12 protein-coding genes are annotated in these 15,099 nt (G+C 72.4%); 8 read left to right on the top strand and 4 right to left on the bottom strand.

The window, feature by feature from the left end; translation table 11 throughout:
• Nucleotides 1–412 precede the first annotated feature (412 nt).
• The 3 genes from ABZE72_RS11015 to ABZE72_RS11005 are packed head-to-tail and all read right to left on the bottom strand — an operon-like array spanning nt 413 to nt 4,970.
• Nucleotides 413–2,053 carry a DNA repair helicase XPB gene (locus ABZE72_RS11015; RefSeq protein WP_372729074.1) on the bottom strand — a complete coding sequence of 547 codons (1,641 nt, stop codon included), beginning with the start codon at nt 2,051–2,053 and terminating at the stop codon, nt 413–415.
• Nucleotides 2,054–2,085: 32 nt separating this feature from the next.
• A complete protein-coding gene (locus ABZE72_RS11010; RefSeq protein WP_372729073.1) occupies nt 2,086–2,637 on the bottom strand; it encodes a CGNR zinc finger domain-containing protein in 552 nt (183 codons plus the stop codon).
• Between the two features lie 47 nt (nt 2,638–2,684).
• Entirely contained in the window at nt 2,685–4,970 is a 2,286-nt protein-coding gene (locus tag ABZE72_RS11005) for a helicase-associated domain-containing protein (RefSeq protein ID WP_372729072.1), read from the bottom strand.
• Nucleotides 4,971–5,040: 70 nt separating this feature from the next.
• Between ABZE72_RS11005 and ABZE72_RS11000 the strand changes: the two genes are divergently transcribed.
• Nucleotides 5,041–6,915 carry a helix-turn-helix domain-containing protein gene (locus ABZE72_RS11000; protein WP_372729071.1) on the top strand — a complete coding sequence of 625 codons (1,875 nt, stop codon included), beginning with the start codon at nt 5,041–5,043 and terminating at the stop codon, nt 6,913–6,915.
• A 6-nt stretch (nt 6,916–6,921) separates the two neighbouring features.
• Here the strand turns inward: ABZE72_RS11000 and ABZE72_RS10995 are convergent, their stop codons facing one another.
• The gene (locus ABZE72_RS10995; RefSeq protein WP_372729070.1) at nt 6,922–7,422 is read right to left on the bottom strand and encodes an Lrp/AsnC family transcriptional regulator; all 501 of its coding nucleotides are present in this window, start codon (nt 7,420–7,422) and stop codon (nt 6,922–6,924) included.
• A gap of 108 nt (nt 7,423–7,530) precedes the next feature.
• On the opposite strand from ABZE72_RS10995, the gene ABZE72_RS10990 reads away from it, so the two are divergent.
• From ABZE72_RS10990 to ABZE72_RS10960, 7 genes are all read left to right on the top strand, one after another.
• Entirely contained in the window at nt 7,531–8,694 is a 1,164-nt protein-coding gene (locus ABZE72_RS10990; RefSeq protein WP_372729069.1) for a PLP-dependent aspartate aminotransferase family protein, read from the top strand.
• A 72-nt stretch (nt 8,695–8,766) separates the two neighbouring features.
• On the top strand, nt 8,767–9,528 hold the full coding sequence (locus tag ABZE72_RS10985) for a 3-hydroxybutyrate dehydrogenase (protein WP_372729068.1): 762 nt from the start codon (nt 8,767–8,769) through the stop codon (nt 9,526–9,528).
• A 45-nt stretch (nt 9,529–9,573) separates the two neighbouring features.
• Complete coding sequence (locus ABZE72_RS10980; protein ID WP_372729067.1) at nt 9,574–10,923, top strand: MFS transporter; 1,350 nt, start codon at nt 9,574–9,576, stop codon at nt 10,921–10,923.
• An 84-nt stretch (nt 10,924–11,007) separates the two neighbouring features.
• Nucleotides 11,008–11,613, top strand: a complete 606-nt coding sequence (locus tag ABZE72_RS10975; RefSeq protein WP_372729066.1) for a histone deacetylase — start codon at nt 11,008–11,010, stop codon at nt 11,611–11,613.
• A 53-nt stretch (nt 11,614–11,666) separates the two neighbouring features.
• Nucleotides 11,667–13,295: an AMP-binding protein gene (locus ABZE72_RS10970; RefSeq protein ID WP_372729065.1), complete on the top strand. Its 1,629-nt coding sequence runs from the start codon at nt 11,667–11,669 to the stop codon at nt 13,293–13,295.
• A 62-nt stretch (nt 13,296–13,357) separates the two neighbouring features.
• Nucleotides 13,358–13,861 (top strand): SigE family RNA polymerase sigma factor, encoded by a 504-nt coding sequence (locus ABZE72_RS10965; protein WP_372729064.1) that lies wholly within the window; start codon nt 13,358–13,360, stop codon nt 13,859–13,861.
• The coding region (locus tag ABZE72_RS10960; protein ID WP_372729063.1) for a hypothetical protein at nt 13,858–15,099 on the top strand (1,242 nt) is incomplete at its 3' end. The genes ABZE72_RS10965 and ABZE72_RS10960, both read left to right, overlap by 4 nt.

Here is a 15,099-nt window from a genome sequence, read left to right as displayed (position 1 = left end):
GCGTCCGCCAACGAGTCGGTCGAGTGCATGGCAGCCCACGCCACCGCGGCCTGCAGCAGGTTCGCTTCGGCAGCGTCGGCGACCGACCGCTGACCCCGCGCGAAGTCCAACACCGCGGCTGCGGTGTCCACGTCGGCGAGCGTCTCGGTCATGGAACAAGTCAAGCCGGGACCACCGACAGTTTGGCCGCCAGAACCGGCCGTTCTTCCACCATGTGGACACGAGTTTTTCGAGACCCTCCGCGAGCCAGTCGGGCGCGATCAGTTCGACCACCGCGCCGGGTGAAGGGACTCCGACCCGCCTCCTCCTCCGCCTCGCGACGCGCTCCACCGCGCCGGGTGAAGGGACTCCGACCCGCCTCCCTCCTCCGCCTCGCGAGGCGCTCCGCCGGGCGTCGCTCGCGGCGGCCCCCTCAGGCGGGCAGGTCCTCCGCATCCACGATCCGGTAGGCGTACCCCTGCTCGGCCAGGAACCGCTGCCGGTTCTGGGCGAAGTCGGCATCGACGGTGTCGCGGGAGACGATCGTGTAGAAGTGCGCGGACTTGCCCTCGTCCTTGGGTCGCAGGAGCCGCCCGAGCCGCTGGGCCTCCTCCTGGCGTGAGCCGTAGGAGCCCGAGACCTGGATCGCGACCTCCGCCGAGGGCAGGTCGATGGAGAAGTTGGCCACCTTGGAGACCACCAGCAGCCCGATCTCGCCGGTGCGGAAGGCGTCGAAGAGGCGCTGGCGCTCCTTGACCGGGGTCTCGCCCTTGATCAGCGGCGCCTCCAGGACCTCGGCCAGCTCGTCGATCTGGTCGATGTACTGCCCGATCACCAGGGTGGGTTGCCCCGGGTGCTGCTTCACGATGTCGCGGACCACGTCGATCTTGTGGTGGGTGCACGACGCCAGCCGGTAGCGCTCCTCGGGCTCGGCGGTCGCGTAGGCCAGCCGCTCGTTGGTCGGCAGCGTCACCCGGACCTCGATGCACTCCGCCGGCGCGATCCAGCCCTGCGCCTCGATGTCCTTCCACGGGGCGTCGTAGCGCTTGGGGCCGATCAGTGAGAAGACGTCGCCCTCACGGCCGTCCTCACGTACCAGCGTCGCGGTCAGCCCGATCCGGCGGCGCGCCTGCAGGTTCGCCGTCATCCGGAAGATCGGCGCCGGCAGCAGGTGGACCTCGTCGTAGATGATCAGGCCCCAGTCCCGGGCGTCGAGCAGCTCGAGGTGGGAGTAGACACCCTTTCGACGGGTCGTCATCACCTGGTACGTCGCGATCGTGACCGGCCGGACCTCCTTGACCGCGCCCGAGTACTCGCCGATCTCGTCCTCGGTCAGCGAGGTACGACGCAGCAGCTCGTCCTTCCACTGCCGGGCCGAGACCGTGTTGGTCACCAGGATCAGCGTGGTGGCCTGGGCGTGCGCCATCGCGGCGGCGCCGACCAGCGTCTTGCCGGCACCGCACGGCAGCACCACGACACCCGAGCCGCCGTGCCAGAACGAGTCGGCGGCGTCGCGCTGGTAGTCGCGCAGCTGCCACTCGGTCTCGTCCAGCGCGATCGGGTGCGCCTCGCCGTCGACGTACCCGGCGAAGTCCTCAGCCGGCCAGCCGAGCTTGAGCAGCGCCTGCTTGAGGTTGCCGCGCTCCGAGCCGTGCGCCACCACCGTGTCGGCGTCGATCCGGTCGCCGAGCATGCCGGCGATCTTCTTGGCGCGCAGCACCTCCTCGAGCACCGGCCGGTCGCTGGAGACCAGCACCAGCCCGTGCACGGGGTGCTTCTCCAGCCGCAGCCGGCCGTAGCGGGCCATCGTCTCGGCCACGTCGACGAGCAGCGCGTGCGGTACGGCGTACCGGCTGAACTCCAGCAGGGTGTCGATCACCTGCTCGGCGTCGTGGCCGGCGGCGCGCGCGTTCCACAGGCCCAGCGGCGTCAGCCGGTAGGTGTGCATGTGCTCGGGGGAGCGCTCGAGCTCCGCGAACGGCGCGATGGCCTTGCGGCAGTCCTGGGCGCGCTCGTGGTCGATCTCGAGCAGAAGGGTCTTGTCGGACTGGACGATCAGGGGGCCGTCGTTCACCTGTCGAGTCTACGGACGGGTCCCCAGCGGGCTCAGGCGGTGTTCTCGGTGGCCGACTCGTCGGTGAGCTGCTGCTTCTGCCGGGCCCGGTACGCCGCGACGTTGGCGCGCGAGGAGCAGCGGTCCGAGCAGTAGCGGCGCGACTGGTTCGGCGAGGTGTCGACGTACACGTCCGTGCAGCGGTCGGCGCTGCACACCCCGAGCCGGGTCGGACCCAGGTCGCAGATCAGCGTGGCCAGGCCGAGCAGCGACTCGCCGACCAGCAGCTCCGCCACGCTGGTCGACTTGGAGGCCACGTGCAGGTGCAGGTCGTGGCCGTCGTGGTCGGCGATCCGGGGTGTGATCGGGTGGCGCACCATCAGCTCGTTGAGCAGGTCGACCACCGCGCGGACGTCGTCGGCCTCGGAGGCCTCGAAGACCGGCCGCAGCTCGCGCTGGAACTTGCGCAGCAGCATGCAGTCGCGGTCGGTGACCTGCTCGTGCAGCCAGTCGCGGCCCACCAGGTGGCCGACGAGGTCGTCGACGTCGCCGATCTCGGTGTTCACGAGACCGGCGGAGGCGTCGGCGTAGCGCAGGAAGTCCACGCGCCCAGTCTAGGTCGGGGGCGGGGGCGCCCCCTCGCCGTCGGCGCTCAGCCGGGCGTGACGGGTTTGACGCCGGTGATCCGGTGCACCGCGAAGGTGCGGGTGTCGTCGCTGCGGTGGTCGTGCGCGGTCAGCCAGCCGCCCTCCACCCGGATCGGGTCGACGATCCGCTCCGAGCTGGAGCCGTGGTTGTCGACGTAGCCGATGAGCACCGTGGCGCCGGCCTCGATCGCGTCGCGCAGCGCGGCCAGCGAACCGCTGGGCGACAGCGAGGCGGACGGCGTGGCCGGTCGACTGGCGGCGACCCGGTCGCCGGAGCGGATCGCGGTCAGCACCTGGGCGGTGTGCGCCTGCTCGTGTGCCGACCGGGCCGCCGCCACCCGGCGCTCGCGGGGACGACGTGCCCGCAACAGGTCCGGTCGGGCCACCCGCACGGTGCCGTCCGCGGCCTCCACGGCCGGCGAGGCGCCCAGGTCGCGCAGCCGGGGCAGCAGCACGTCGAGCGGGGTGGTGCTGATCAGCACCGTGGGCGCGATCCGGCGCAGCCCCAGGGTGCCTGCCTTGGGATGGTGCAGCAGCTCGGTCAGGGCGGCCTCGTCGTCGGCGCGCAGGAAGGCCTCGGCGTGCCCGACCCGGATCGTCCCGAAGGTCCGGGCGGCGTCGTCGATCAGGTAGGTCAGCGGCTGCGGCACCGGCGTACGCGACACCTCGGCGACGAAGTCGTGGATCTCCACCGCGGCCCAGCCGGCGTCGAGCGCCCGGCGTACCGAGGTCGGGCTGAAGCGGTAGACGGTCGCGCCGCCACGCGACTCGACGTCCGCGAGCAGTTGCAGGGTGCGGGCCAGCCCCGACTCGAGCGGGCCGGGGGCGACCGCGGTCAGGTCGGCCTGGATCAGCACGTGGTCGACCGGGCGGGGCATCAGCTCGGCCAGGGTCGCGCGGGCCGCCTTCTCCTCGCCGGCCACGAGCGAGCGCGCGTACGACGCCAGCCCGCCCAGGCCGGTCACGCCCAGGGCGGCGGCCTCGCTGACCGCCCAGGCGACCTGGTCGGCACGGGTGCGGGGGCGGCGCGGCCGCAGCCAGGTGACCCGGGAGACCAGGGACGGCAGCCCGGTCCCGGCGGCGAGCACCTGGCCGGCGGGCAGCTCGGCGAGTGCGTCCAGCGTCATCCGGCGGCTCTCGACCTGACCGGTGCTGGCGAGCTCGGGGGAGAGGGCGTTCCACGGCTTCCCGGCCCCGTCCCGCGAGCCGACCAGGCCGGGCATCCGCGGGCTCTCCAGCCAGGCGCGCACCAGCGCGGTCCACCGCTCCTCGATCGAGCTCGCCGTCCAGGCGTCGAAGGCGTCGGTGGGGATCCACGCCGGCTGGCCGGTGGGGTCGGCTGCCGTCGCCAACAGCCCGGCAGCCGCGGCGATCTCGACGATCAGGGCGGCGACCGGCTCGTCGACGTGCAGGTGCACCGCGGTCGCCTTCAGGTCGCGCACCCCCAGCCCGCCCGAGCGCAGGGCGGACGGTGGCTCGGTGCCCCAGTGGTCCAGCAGCAGCTCCACCCGCCGGACCGCCTCGAAGGCCGCCCCGGCCGCGGTCCGGTCGATGCTGGCCTGGTCACGCTCGGAGATCGCGAGCACGGGTTCGTCGTCGATCGGCTCGGAGGTGGTGCGGCCGCCGCGCAGCGCCAGCCCGACCTCGCCGGGCAGCACCACCGTGCCGCCGCCGCGCGGGACCAGCAGTCGCCGTCCCAGCAGCTCCTCGGCGGGGGTGGCCGCGTCGTCGGGGGTGACCGTGTGGCGGGCGGAGCCGGTGGTGGCCTCGCCGCCGTGGTCGGCGACGTGGACGAGCAGGGCGCGGGCCGGCTCGGAGAGCTCGCCGAGCCGGCGCAGGACGTCGTCGGGGGTGGGCGGCTCGGCTGAGACCGGACGGAGTCCGCTGACCCCGGTCGCCGGACCACCGGTCAGGCCCTCGGCGACTCCGCTGAGCGCGCGCAGGCCCTGGGTGGACTCCCAGGCCAGGGCGAGGTCCAGCAGGCGTTCCAGCGAGCGGGCGACGGCCGACGGCTCGGCGTGCACGATCTCGGCAAGGTCCTCTTGGGTGCTCTGGCCGGCGATGACCAGGGCATCGAGGACGAAGAGCTCCTGACGGGTGAGCAGGTCCAGCGCGCGCAGCAGGGAGGCCCGGGTCGCGGCCCGTGAGGCCAGCTGGGAGAAGTCGTGCGGCACCGGGGTGGCCAGGTCGGGGCGGGCCATCAGCAGTCGGGCCAGCCGCTCGTCGGGCCAGCTGCGCAGCTGGTCGGCGAGGGTGCGGTACCCGCCGGTGCGGGGGGACGGTCCGGACATCGTTCCCACGCTACCGGGCCGGGTCCGCACGCGACTCCCGCCAGCCGCTGGGTGGTCCTAGACTCCGCTCGTGACGGCCGAGGCGAGCGAAGCGACCGGGTCGTTCGTGGAGCTGCTCTACGACCAGGCGCCGCGGGCGGCCTTCGAGGAGCTGCTCGCCCAGCAGGAGCGCTGCGCCGCCACGGACGAGGCGCGAACCTCGCTGCGCCGGCAGTACGACGTGGCCCTGCGCCTGCGGGAGCTGATCGCCCGGCAGCGGGCTCGCGAGGCCGAGCTCAGCGCGCTCTACGCAACCGCCAGCGACCTGACCGCGATCCGCGACGTCGACGCGATCCTGCTCGCGATCACCCGCCGGGCCCGCCAGCTGCTCAACGCCGACATGACCTACCTGTCGTTGAACGACGAGGGCGAGGGCGCGTCGTACATGAAGGTGACCGACGGCGCGCTCACCCAGGAGTTCCGCACCCTCAAGCTCCCGTTGGGCACCGGCCTGCTCGGGCTGGTCGCGCAGACCGGTGCGCCGTACTTCACCGAGGACTACCAGAGCGACGAGCGGTTCGTGCACAAGCCGTTCATCGACGACGCGGTGGCGGGGGAGAAGATCCGCGCCATCCTCGGCGTCCCGCTGGTCCTCGAGGGACGCGTGATCGGCACCCTGCTCGCGGTGCACCGCACCGTGCGCCCCTTCCCGCCCTCCGAGGTCAGCCTGCTGACCTCGTTCGCGGCCCACGCCGCGGTGGCGTTGGAGAACGCCCGGCTCTTCGCCGAGCTCGACGAGGCCCACCGGACGATGACCCGCCACGCGACGGCCGTGGAGAGCGCCGCGCAGGCGCACGACCGGCTGACCGACCTGCTGCTGCACGGCGGCGGGGTCGACGAGGTCGCCACCGTCCTGGCCGAGGTGCTCGGGGGCGACCTCGCGGTGCACGAGCCGAGCGGGGAGCTGATGGCGGGGACCCCGGCCCCCGGCAGCTGGGTGGGCGCGGTCGCCGAGGCGGTCGGCTCGGGTCGCTCGGCCGAACTCGACGGCACCTACGTGGCCGCAGCCCTCGCCGGCAGCGAGCACCTCGCGACCCTGGTGCTGCACGGTCGCGGCGAGCCGCTCGACCGCGCCGAGCGGCGCACCCTGGAGCGCGGAGCCCTGGTCACCGCGCTCGTCCTGCTCTTCGCCCGCACCGTCGCCCAGACCGAGGAGCGCCTCGGCGGTGAGCTGCTCGGCGACCTGCTGGAGTCCGAGTCGCCGGACCCGGTGCTGGTGCGCGAGCGCGCCCGGCGCCAACGGGTCTCGCTGGACGCCCCGCTGGCGGTCGCGGTGGCGGCGATCGACGGGATGGAGCGCCACGCCGCCGCCCGGGTCGCTGCCCGGCTGGCGGCCACCCATCGCGGGCTGGCCGGCGAGCACCGGGGCGCGGTCGTGCTGCTGCTGCCCGACGACGACGCGGTCGCGGTCGGGCGCCGACTGCGCGACGCGGTCGCCGGGCAGGGGGCCCGAGCGACGGTGGGGGTCGCCGTGGTCCCCGAGAGCGGGGTGGCCGGGCTGCCGGCGGCGTACGCCGAGGCGCGTCGCTGCCTGGACACCTTGACCGCGCTCGGCCGGCACGGCGAGGTCAGCGACCCCGTCGGCCTCGGTCTGACCCGGCTCCTGCTCGGACAGAACGGCCCCGAGCAGCTGGCCGAGTACGTCGACCTCACCCTCGGGCCGGTGATCGGCTACGACGAGCAGCGCGGGACCCGGCTGGTCGAGACGTTGGAGGCGTGGTTCGCCACCGGGGGTCGGGTCAAGGACACCGCGACCCGACTGCACGTGCACCCGAACACGGTCGTCCAGCGTCTCGACCGGATCACCGACCTGCTCGGCGCCGCCTGGCGCGAGCCCGCCAGCGGCCTCGACCTCCAGTTCGCGCTGCGGGTGCACCGGCTCCGGACGGCTCCGGCCGGCAGCTGATCGGCCTCAGTCCAGCGAGAGCACGTTCTGCCCGCGGTTCACGTGGAAGACCAGGCTGGTCTCCGCGGAGACCACCCCGGGCCGCCCGGTCAGGTTGTCGAGCACGAAGTCGCGCAGGTCCTCGGGCGTCGCGGAGGCCACATGCACCAAGAAGTCGTTGGCCCCGGAGATGTTGTAGGCCGCGACCACGCCGGAGAGCTGGGTGACCTCCTCGGCGAAGGCGTCGACGTCGGCCCGCAGGTGCCCCGAGAACCGGATCGCCACCATGGCCTGGACGGGCAGCCCCAGCCGGGCGAGGTCGACCTCCGCGATCACCCCGGTGACCAGCCCGCGCTCACGCAGCGAACGCACCCGGGCCAGACAGGTGGACTCGGCGACCCCGGCCAGTCGGGCGAGCTCGACGTTGGGCGTGCGTCCGTCCTTGAGCAGCTGGGTGACGATCGCCCGGTCGACGTCGTCGAGGACCGGTCGGGAGCGTGGCGCGGGGCCCGGAGGGTTCTTCGGCACGGGACCACCCTACGCCCGCGATTCAGTGACTTCTTCGGCTAATGGCGAATCGTCCGAACCTTCTGCGGATCTGTTGCGCTCCGGCGCACGAGATCGCATGGTCACACCATGACGCACTTCGACACGACCGCTGTTCACGCCGGCCGCGAGGACCTGCTGGCGCAGGGTCTGCACGTGCCGCCGATCGACCTCTCCACGACGTACCCGCTGGACTCGCTGATGACCGGCGGGGAGTCCTACGAGAACCTCGCCACCGGGCACGTGCCCGACGCCGGCGACTCGCTGGTCTACCAGCGGCTGTGGAACCCGAACGTCGACCGCTTCGAGCGCTCGGTCGCCCAGCTGGAGCGGACCGAGGCGGCGGTGGGCTTCGCCTCCGGGATGGCGGCGCTCAGTGCCGTGCTGCTCGCGGCCGTCGCCGCCGGGCGTCCGCACGTGGTCGCCGTCCGACCGCTGTACGGCGGCACCGACCACGTGCTGGCCACCGGCCTGCTGGGCACCCGGGTCGACTGGGCGACCCCGGACCGGGTGCACGAGCTGATCGGTCCGGACACCGGCCTGGTCGTGATGGAGACGCCGGCGAACCCGAGCGTCGACCTGGTCGACATCGCCTCCGTGGTCGCCCAGGCGGGCGACGTCCCGGTCCTGGTCGACAACACCTTCGCCACCCCGGTGCTGCAGCAGCCCGTCCACCAGGGCGCGGCGCTGGTGCTGCACTCGGCGACCAAGTTCTTCGGCGGTCACGGCGACGTGATGGGTGGGGTCGTCGCGACCTCGCAGGAGTGGGCGGTCCGGCTGCGTCAGGTCCGGGCGGTGACCGGGGCGGTCCTGCACCCGCTGGCGGCCTACGAGCTGCACCGCGGTCTGCAGACCCTGCCGCTGCGAGTGCGCGCCCAGCAGGAGACCGCAGCGACCCTGGCCGTCCGGCTCGCCGAGCACGCCCAGGTGGCGCGGGTGATGTACCCCGGCCTCAAGGAGTGCGACCCGCTCGGCCTGGTGGGCACCCAGATGCACGGCCCGGGCAGCATGCTGGCCTTCGAGCTGCGCGGTGGTCACGCGGCTGCCGCCCAGGTCGCCCAGCGCTGCGCCCTGATCACCCACGCCGTCTCCCTCGGCGGCGTGGACACCCTGATCCAGCACCCTGCCGGTCTGACCCACCGGCCGGTGGCGGCCGATGCCCGCCCCGACGACGCGCTGCTCCGGATCTCGTGCGGGCTCGAGGGTGTCGAGGACCTCTGGGAGGACCTGGCGCAGGCCCTGATGGCTCTGTGACACATATCCACGCCTGATCTGTGGTGATCCGGGCGGTTCTTGAGCGGACTCGACCGGACCTACGGTCGGAGCATGTCCGAGACCCCCGTCACAGCCCTGTCCGGTCGCCGTGCCCTGGTGACCGGCGGCGCGAGCGGCATCGGTGCCGCCGTCGCCACCCGTCTCGCCGTCCTCGGCGCCCACGTGACGGTGCTCGACCGCGACGAGGAGGGGGCCGCCAAGGTCGCCGCCCTGATCGACGGTGACGCGCACGCCCTCGACCTGACCGACGGCGCGGCCATCGACGCGCTCACCCTCGAGGCCGACATCCTGGTCAACAACGCCGGTATCCAGCACGTCGCTCCCGTCGAGGAGTTCGACCCCGAGATGTTCGCGCTGATCCAGCGCCTGATGCTCGAGGCCCCCTTCCGGCTCGCCCGTCGCCTGCTGCCGGGGATGTACCAGCGCGGCTGGGGCCGGATCGTCCACGTCTCGAGCGTGCACGGTCACCGCGCCTCGCCGTACAAGGCGGCGTACGTCAGCGCCAAGCACGGCCTGGAAGGCCTCTCCAAGGTGATCGCGCTGGAGGCCGCCGGCAAGGGCGTCACCAGCAACACCGTCTGCCCCGGCTATGTCCGCACCCCGCTGGTCGAGGGGCAGATCGCCGCCCAGGCGCAGTCCCACGACATCCCCGAGAGCGCGGTCCTCGACGAGGTCCTGCTCGCTCGCACCCCGGTCAAGCGACTGGTCGAGCCCGAGGAGGTCGCCGAGATGGTCGGTTTCCTGTGCGGGCCCGGTTCGTCGTCGGTGACCGGCTCCTCGTTCCTGCTCGACGGCGGCTGGACCGCCGCCTGATCCCCCTGCACCCTCCACCCGATCGCCCCCTCGAAAGGACGCACGATGACCACCCAGACCATGCCCCCCAACCCGCAGGGGGTGGACCCGAGCCGCCGCTCCATCGGCAAGGTCGTCTTCGCCAGCCTGATCGGCACCGCCACCGAGTGGTACGACTTCTTCCTCTTCGGCTCTGCTGCCGCCCTGGTCTTCGGTGAGGTCTTCTTCGGCGAGATCGGCGGCACCAACGGCACCCTCTACGCCTTCATGACCTACGCGCTCGGCTTCGCGGCCCGCCCGCTCGGCGGGATCGTCTTCGGCCACTTCGGCGACCGGGTCGGTCGCAAGAAGATGCTGGTGGCCTCGCTGCTGCTGATGGGTGTGGGCACGTTCGCGATCGGCCTGCTGCCGACGTACGCCTCGATCGGCATCGCGGCCCCGCTGATGCTGGTCTTCTGCCGGCTGCTGCAGGGCTTCGCCGTGGGGGGCGAGTGGGGCGGCGCGGTGCTGATGGCCGCCGAGCACGGCAGCGACGAGCGCCGCGGCTTCTGGACCTCCTTCCCGCAGGCCGGGGTGGCGCTGGGCAACCTGCTCGCCACCGGTGTCCTCTGGGTGCTCGCGGCCGTGCAGTCCGAGGCCGACTTCCTCGCCTGGGGCTGGCGGATCCCGTTCCTGCTCAGCGCCGTCCTCGTCGTGGTCGGCCTCTGGGTGCGGCTCTCCATCGAGGAGTCGCCGGTCTTCCAGGAGGCGCACGGCAAGATCGCCTCGACCGGTCGCGGCATGCCGATCCTCGAGGTCGTCAAGGAGTACCCGCGCGAGGTCTTCATCGCGATGGGCATGCGGATGTCGGAGAACATCAGCTACTACATCTTCACGGTCATCTCGATCACCTACGTCACCTCCTACCTCGAGGTCGACCAGTCGATCATCCTGAAGGCCCTGCTGATCGGTGCCGCCGTCCAGTTCTTCGTGGTGCCCGCGATCGGTGCGCTCTCCGACGTGGTGGGGCGTCGTCCGCTCTACCTGGCCGGGGCCATCGGGGTCGGCGTCTGGACGTTCGTCTTCTTCAACCTGCTCGACACCCGCGAGCCGAACCTGATCCTCTTCGCCGTCGTGGTCGGCCTGATCCTGCACTCGCTGATGTACGCCCCGCAGGCGGCCTTCTTCTCCGAGCTGTTCGGCACGTCGGTGCGCTACACCGGAGCCTCGGTGGGCTACCAGCTCGCCTCGATCTTCGCCGGTGCGCTGGCCCCGATCATCGCGCTCAAGCTGCTCGGCGACCTCGACGACGGCAACACGACGGCGGTGGGCATCTACGTCGCGATCGCCTCGGTGATCACGGTCGTGGCGGTCTGGTTCGCCAAGGAGACCCGGGCCTCGTCGCTGCGCCACGACCGGGTGCTCGCGGACGACTGACGCCGGCAGACGACCCCGGCCCGGCCGGGCCTGACATCTCGGGGAGCCCCCACGCCGCGCATCCGTTGCGTAGCGTGGGGGCTCATGTCTCACGTCTGGTACGTCAGCTACGGCTCCAACATGTCCGCCGACCGGCTGGGCTGCTACCTCGAGGGTGGCCGCCCTCCCGGCGGCAGCCGGACCAACCCGGGTGCGCGCAACCCCGACCCGCCGCTGCGCGACATGGCGGTGGACCTGCCGGGGACGACGTGGTTCGCCGGCACCTCGCCGCAGTGGGGTGGGGGAGTCGCCTTCTACGACCACGACACCCCCGGCGCCACCGCGGCCCGGGCGTTCCTGGTCACCGCCGGTCAGTTCGCCGACATCGCTGCCCAGGAGATGCACCGGATCCCCGAGGAGGGCGACCCGATCGAGGAGATCGTCCTCGACCCGTTGGCCGGCGGGCGGCACACCGCCGGGCCCGGCCACTACGAGACGCTGGTCGAGGTGGGTCGCCACGACGACGTCCCGCTGCTGCTCTTCACCGCACCGCACGGCACCGACCACGTGCCGCACACGCGGCCGTCGTCCGGCTACCTGGAGGTCCTCGCGGTGGGACTGCGCGAGGCCCGGGGCTGGGACGACGACCGGATCAATGCCTACTTCTGCTCGCTCAGCGCGCACGTCGACCGCGGCTGGCGCGCTGCCTGACGTGCCGCTCGCCCCGGTCGCGGGGACGCCGACGACGACGTAGGTTCGCTGCCATGGAGTCGTACGCCTCGGGAGAACTCGACCTGCCCCTGCTCGATGAGACCATCGGAGCCAACTTCGAACGCACCGTCGCGGCCCATCCGGACCGCGAGGCGCTGGTCGAGGTGGCCACCGGTCGCCGTTGGACCTGGACGGAGCTGGACCGCGACGTCGACGCCCTCGCCCGCGGCCTGCTGGCGGCCGGGCTCGAGGTCGGCGACCGGGTCGGCATCTGGGCCCCCAACTGCGCGGAGTGGACGCTCGTGCAGTTCGCCACCGCCAAGATCGGCGTGGTCCTGGTCAACGTGAACCCGTCGTACCGGACCCACGAGTTCGCCTACGCGGTCAACCAGAGCGGGCTGCGTCTGCTGCTGGCCGCCTCGAGCTTCCGGACCAGCAACTACCGGGACATGGTCGAGGAGGTCGTCGCCGCGGCCGACTCCTCGTTCCCGCTGGAGCGGACGGTGTACGTCGACACCGAGGACTGGGCCGCGTTGGTGACCGGCGGCGAGGGCCTGCAGGACGACGCGGTGGCCGAGCGGATGGCGGGGCTCACGCCCGACGACCCGATCAACATCCAGTACACCTCGGGCACCACCGGCTACCCCAAGGGCGCGACCCTCAGTCACCGCAACATCCTGAACAACGGCTACTTCACCACCGAGCTGATCGACCTCACCCACGAGGACCGGCTCTGCATCCCGGTGCCCTTCTACCACTGCTTCGGGATGGTGATGGGCAACCTCGGCTGCACCAGCCACGGCGCCACGATGGTGATCCCCGCGCCCGGCTTCGACCCGGAGACGACCCTGCGCACCATCGAGACCGAGCGGTGCACGGCCCTCTACGGCGTGCCGACGATGTTCATCGCGATGCAGAACCACCCGAGCTTCGCCGAGCACGACCTCTCCACACTGCGCACCGGGATCATGGCCGGCTCGATCTGCCCGGTCGAGGTGATGAAGCGCTGCGTCAACGAGATGAACATGACCGAGGTCGCGATCGCCTACGGGATGACCGAGACCTCGCCGGTCTCCTGCCAGACCCGCACCGACGACGACCTCGAGCGTCGTACCGCCACGATCGGGCGGGTGCACCCGCACGTCGAGATCAAGGTGGTGGACCCGGTCACCGGGAGGACTGTCGAGCGGGGCGAGACCGGGGAGTTCTGCACCCGCGGCTACTCGGTGATGCTCGGCTACTGGCAGGACGAGGAGAAGACCGCCGAGACGATCGACGCCGACGGCTGGATGCACACCGGCGACCTGGCCGTGATGCGCGAGGACGGCTACTGCACGATCGTCGGCCGGATCAAGGACATGGTGATCCGGGGCGGGGAGAACATCTACCCCCGCGAGGTCGAGGAGTTCCTGCACACCCACCCCGACGTCGAGGACGTCCAGGTGATCGGCGTCCCGGACGAGAAGTACGGCGAGGAGCTCTGCGCCTGGGTGCGGATGCGCGAGGGGGCAGCCCCGCTGGACGCCGAGGCGGTCCGCGCCTTCGCCGCGGGGAAGCTGGCGCACTACAAGGTCCCGCGCTACGTGCTGGTGGTCGAGGAGTTCCCGATGACCGTCACCGGCAAGGTGCGCAAGGTCCAGATGCGGCAGGAGACGGCCGAGCAGCTGAGGCTCGGCAGCTGATCGCGGGACCGAACTCGGCCAGCCCCCCACCCGAACCGGCCCCGACGTGCGTGACTACAGGTGTGCAGGACTTCGAGGAGTGGGTGCAGGCGCGCTCACGCAGCTTGGCGCGTTCGGCGTACCTGCTGACCGGTGACGTCCACCTCGCCGAGGACCTGGTGCAGGACACGTTGGCCCGGGTGGCCGACCACTGGTCCCGGGTCTCCCGACGGGGAGATCCGGACGCCTATGCGCGACGGGTCATGCACCACCGGGCCATCGACACCTGGCGCCGACGCAGCGTGCGACCGGCGGAGGTGATGGGGGACAGCCATCCCGAGCTCGGCCAGCACGGACCGGACGTGGAACGCCGCCTGGTGCTGCGCCAGGCGCTCCTCCGCCTCACGCCGAAGCAGCGCGCGGTGCTGTCGCTGCGCTTCTACGACGACCTGACCGAGGTCCAGACCGCGGGCGTGCTCGGCTGCTCGCCCAACACCGTGAAGTCCCAGACCCGACAGGCCCTCGAGCGACTCCGCGTGCTCGCTCCCGACCTGTTGTCCGACCTCGTCGAGGAGCCGATCCGATGACCGATCTGCGTGAGCCGTTGGAGGACCTCGTCGCCGAGGTCCCGGCATACGTCGGGGCCGACGCGGGCGCCGCCTGGCGCGCAGGGCGGCGTCGCCGCCACCGTCGGCGGCTGGGCACGGTCGCAGCCGTCGCGGCGCTGGTGGTGCTGGCCGGTGGCGTCGTGAACCAGCTCCCGCGGGCGTCGGAGCCGCCGGTCGCCGGCGGTGACCCGGCGCCCGGTGTGACCGGCCACCCCGGGCACGTACTGAAGCCGTGGTTCGAGCGGGACCTGCCCGACCAGCCGGGGCCGTTGGCGCTGCTCGTCCACGAGGGCGGCTCCCAGTGGCACGGGGTGTCCGCCGAGGGTCGGACGTGGCGCGTGGGGGCAGACGTTCCCGTCGACGACTTCCCCCCGGTCCTCTCCGAGGACGGTCGGATGCTCGGGTTCCTCGACGATGGCTCGGGCTACGTGATCCGCGACCTCGTCACCGGGGCGGAGCATCGGTTCGACGAGATCGGGGACAACCGGAGCATCCCCCGGGACGAGACCCACTGGCTGGCTCCGCAGACTCCCGGCTTCTGGTCGCCGGACGGATCGCGTCTCTTCCTCCCCGCTCACGCCTGGGACACCGACGCCGACGGTGGTGGCCTGGTGCTCGACCCGGACGGCTCCGTCCAGCCGGTGCCTCGCCGGGTGGGCTGGATGGCGGGCTGGCTCGACGCCGACACCCTCGCGTGGGTGAGGGCCTCGGGGGAAGGACGCGCTCGCACGGCCGCGTTGGTCGCCACCCGCGTCACCGGCGAAGTCGTGAAGCGGGTGCCGCTCGACCTGCGGGCGAGGGAAGTGGACGGCCTCAGCCAGTGGTCGCCCACCCTCTCCCCAGACCGGGCCCGCCTGGCCGTTGCGCTGGGACACACGACCGGCGCCCTCGTCACGATCTCGACGCTCGACGGATCGGTGATCCGTCGCGAGAACGTCGGAATCGACGGGGGGTGCGTGACCTCATGGACGGACGGCGAGCCGGCCTTCTCCAACTACGACGGCACGCTCGCCACCACGAGTGGCCGGGTCCAGGTCTCGGTCGACCCGCGGATGGACATCTACTGCGTGATGGCAGCGGCCGATGCGCTGGCCGGTGAGCGGCACGTGGGGCTGGCCCAGCGCCTCTTCGGTGACACCTGGCTGGCGTGGCGCTGGCGCGAGGTGGCCGTCGGTGCCCTGGGCGGGATCGCGATGCTCGGTGCCGGGGCGTGGCTC

The organism is Nocardioides sp., assembly GCF_041600255.1.
GTDB lineage: Bacteria > Actinomycetota > Actinomycetes > Propionibacteriales > Nocardioidaceae > Nocardioides.
This window is presented reverse-complemented; position numbering and strand designations above follow the sequence as displayed.

Excerpts from the sequence above, each read along its gene's own strand:
- ABZE72_RS10990 (WP_372729069.1), top strand. The coding sequence starts at position 7,531 with ATGACGCACTTCGACACGACCGCTGTTCACGCCGGCCGCGAGGACCTG.
- ABZE72_RS11005 (WP_372729072.1), bottom strand. The coding sequence starts at position 4,970 with ATGTCCGGACCGTCCCCCCGCACCGGCGGGTACCGCACCCTCGCCGAC.
- ABZE72_RS10970 (WP_372729065.1), top strand. The coding sequence starts at position 11,667 with ATGGAGTCGTACGCCTCGGGAGAACTCGACCTGCCCCTGCTCGATGAG.
- ABZE72_RS10975 (WP_372729066.1), top strand. The coding sequence starts at position 11,008 with ATGTCTCACGTCTGGTACGTCAGCTACGGCTCCAACATGTCCGCCGAC.
- ABZE72_RS10980 (WP_372729067.1), top strand. The coding sequence starts at position 9,574 with ATGACCACCCAGACCATGCCCCCCAACCCGCAGGGGGTGGACCCGAGC.
- ABZE72_RS10985 (WP_372729068.1), top strand. The coding sequence starts at position 8,767 with ATGTCCGAGACCCCCGTCACAGCCCTGTCCGGTCGCCGTGCCCTGGTG.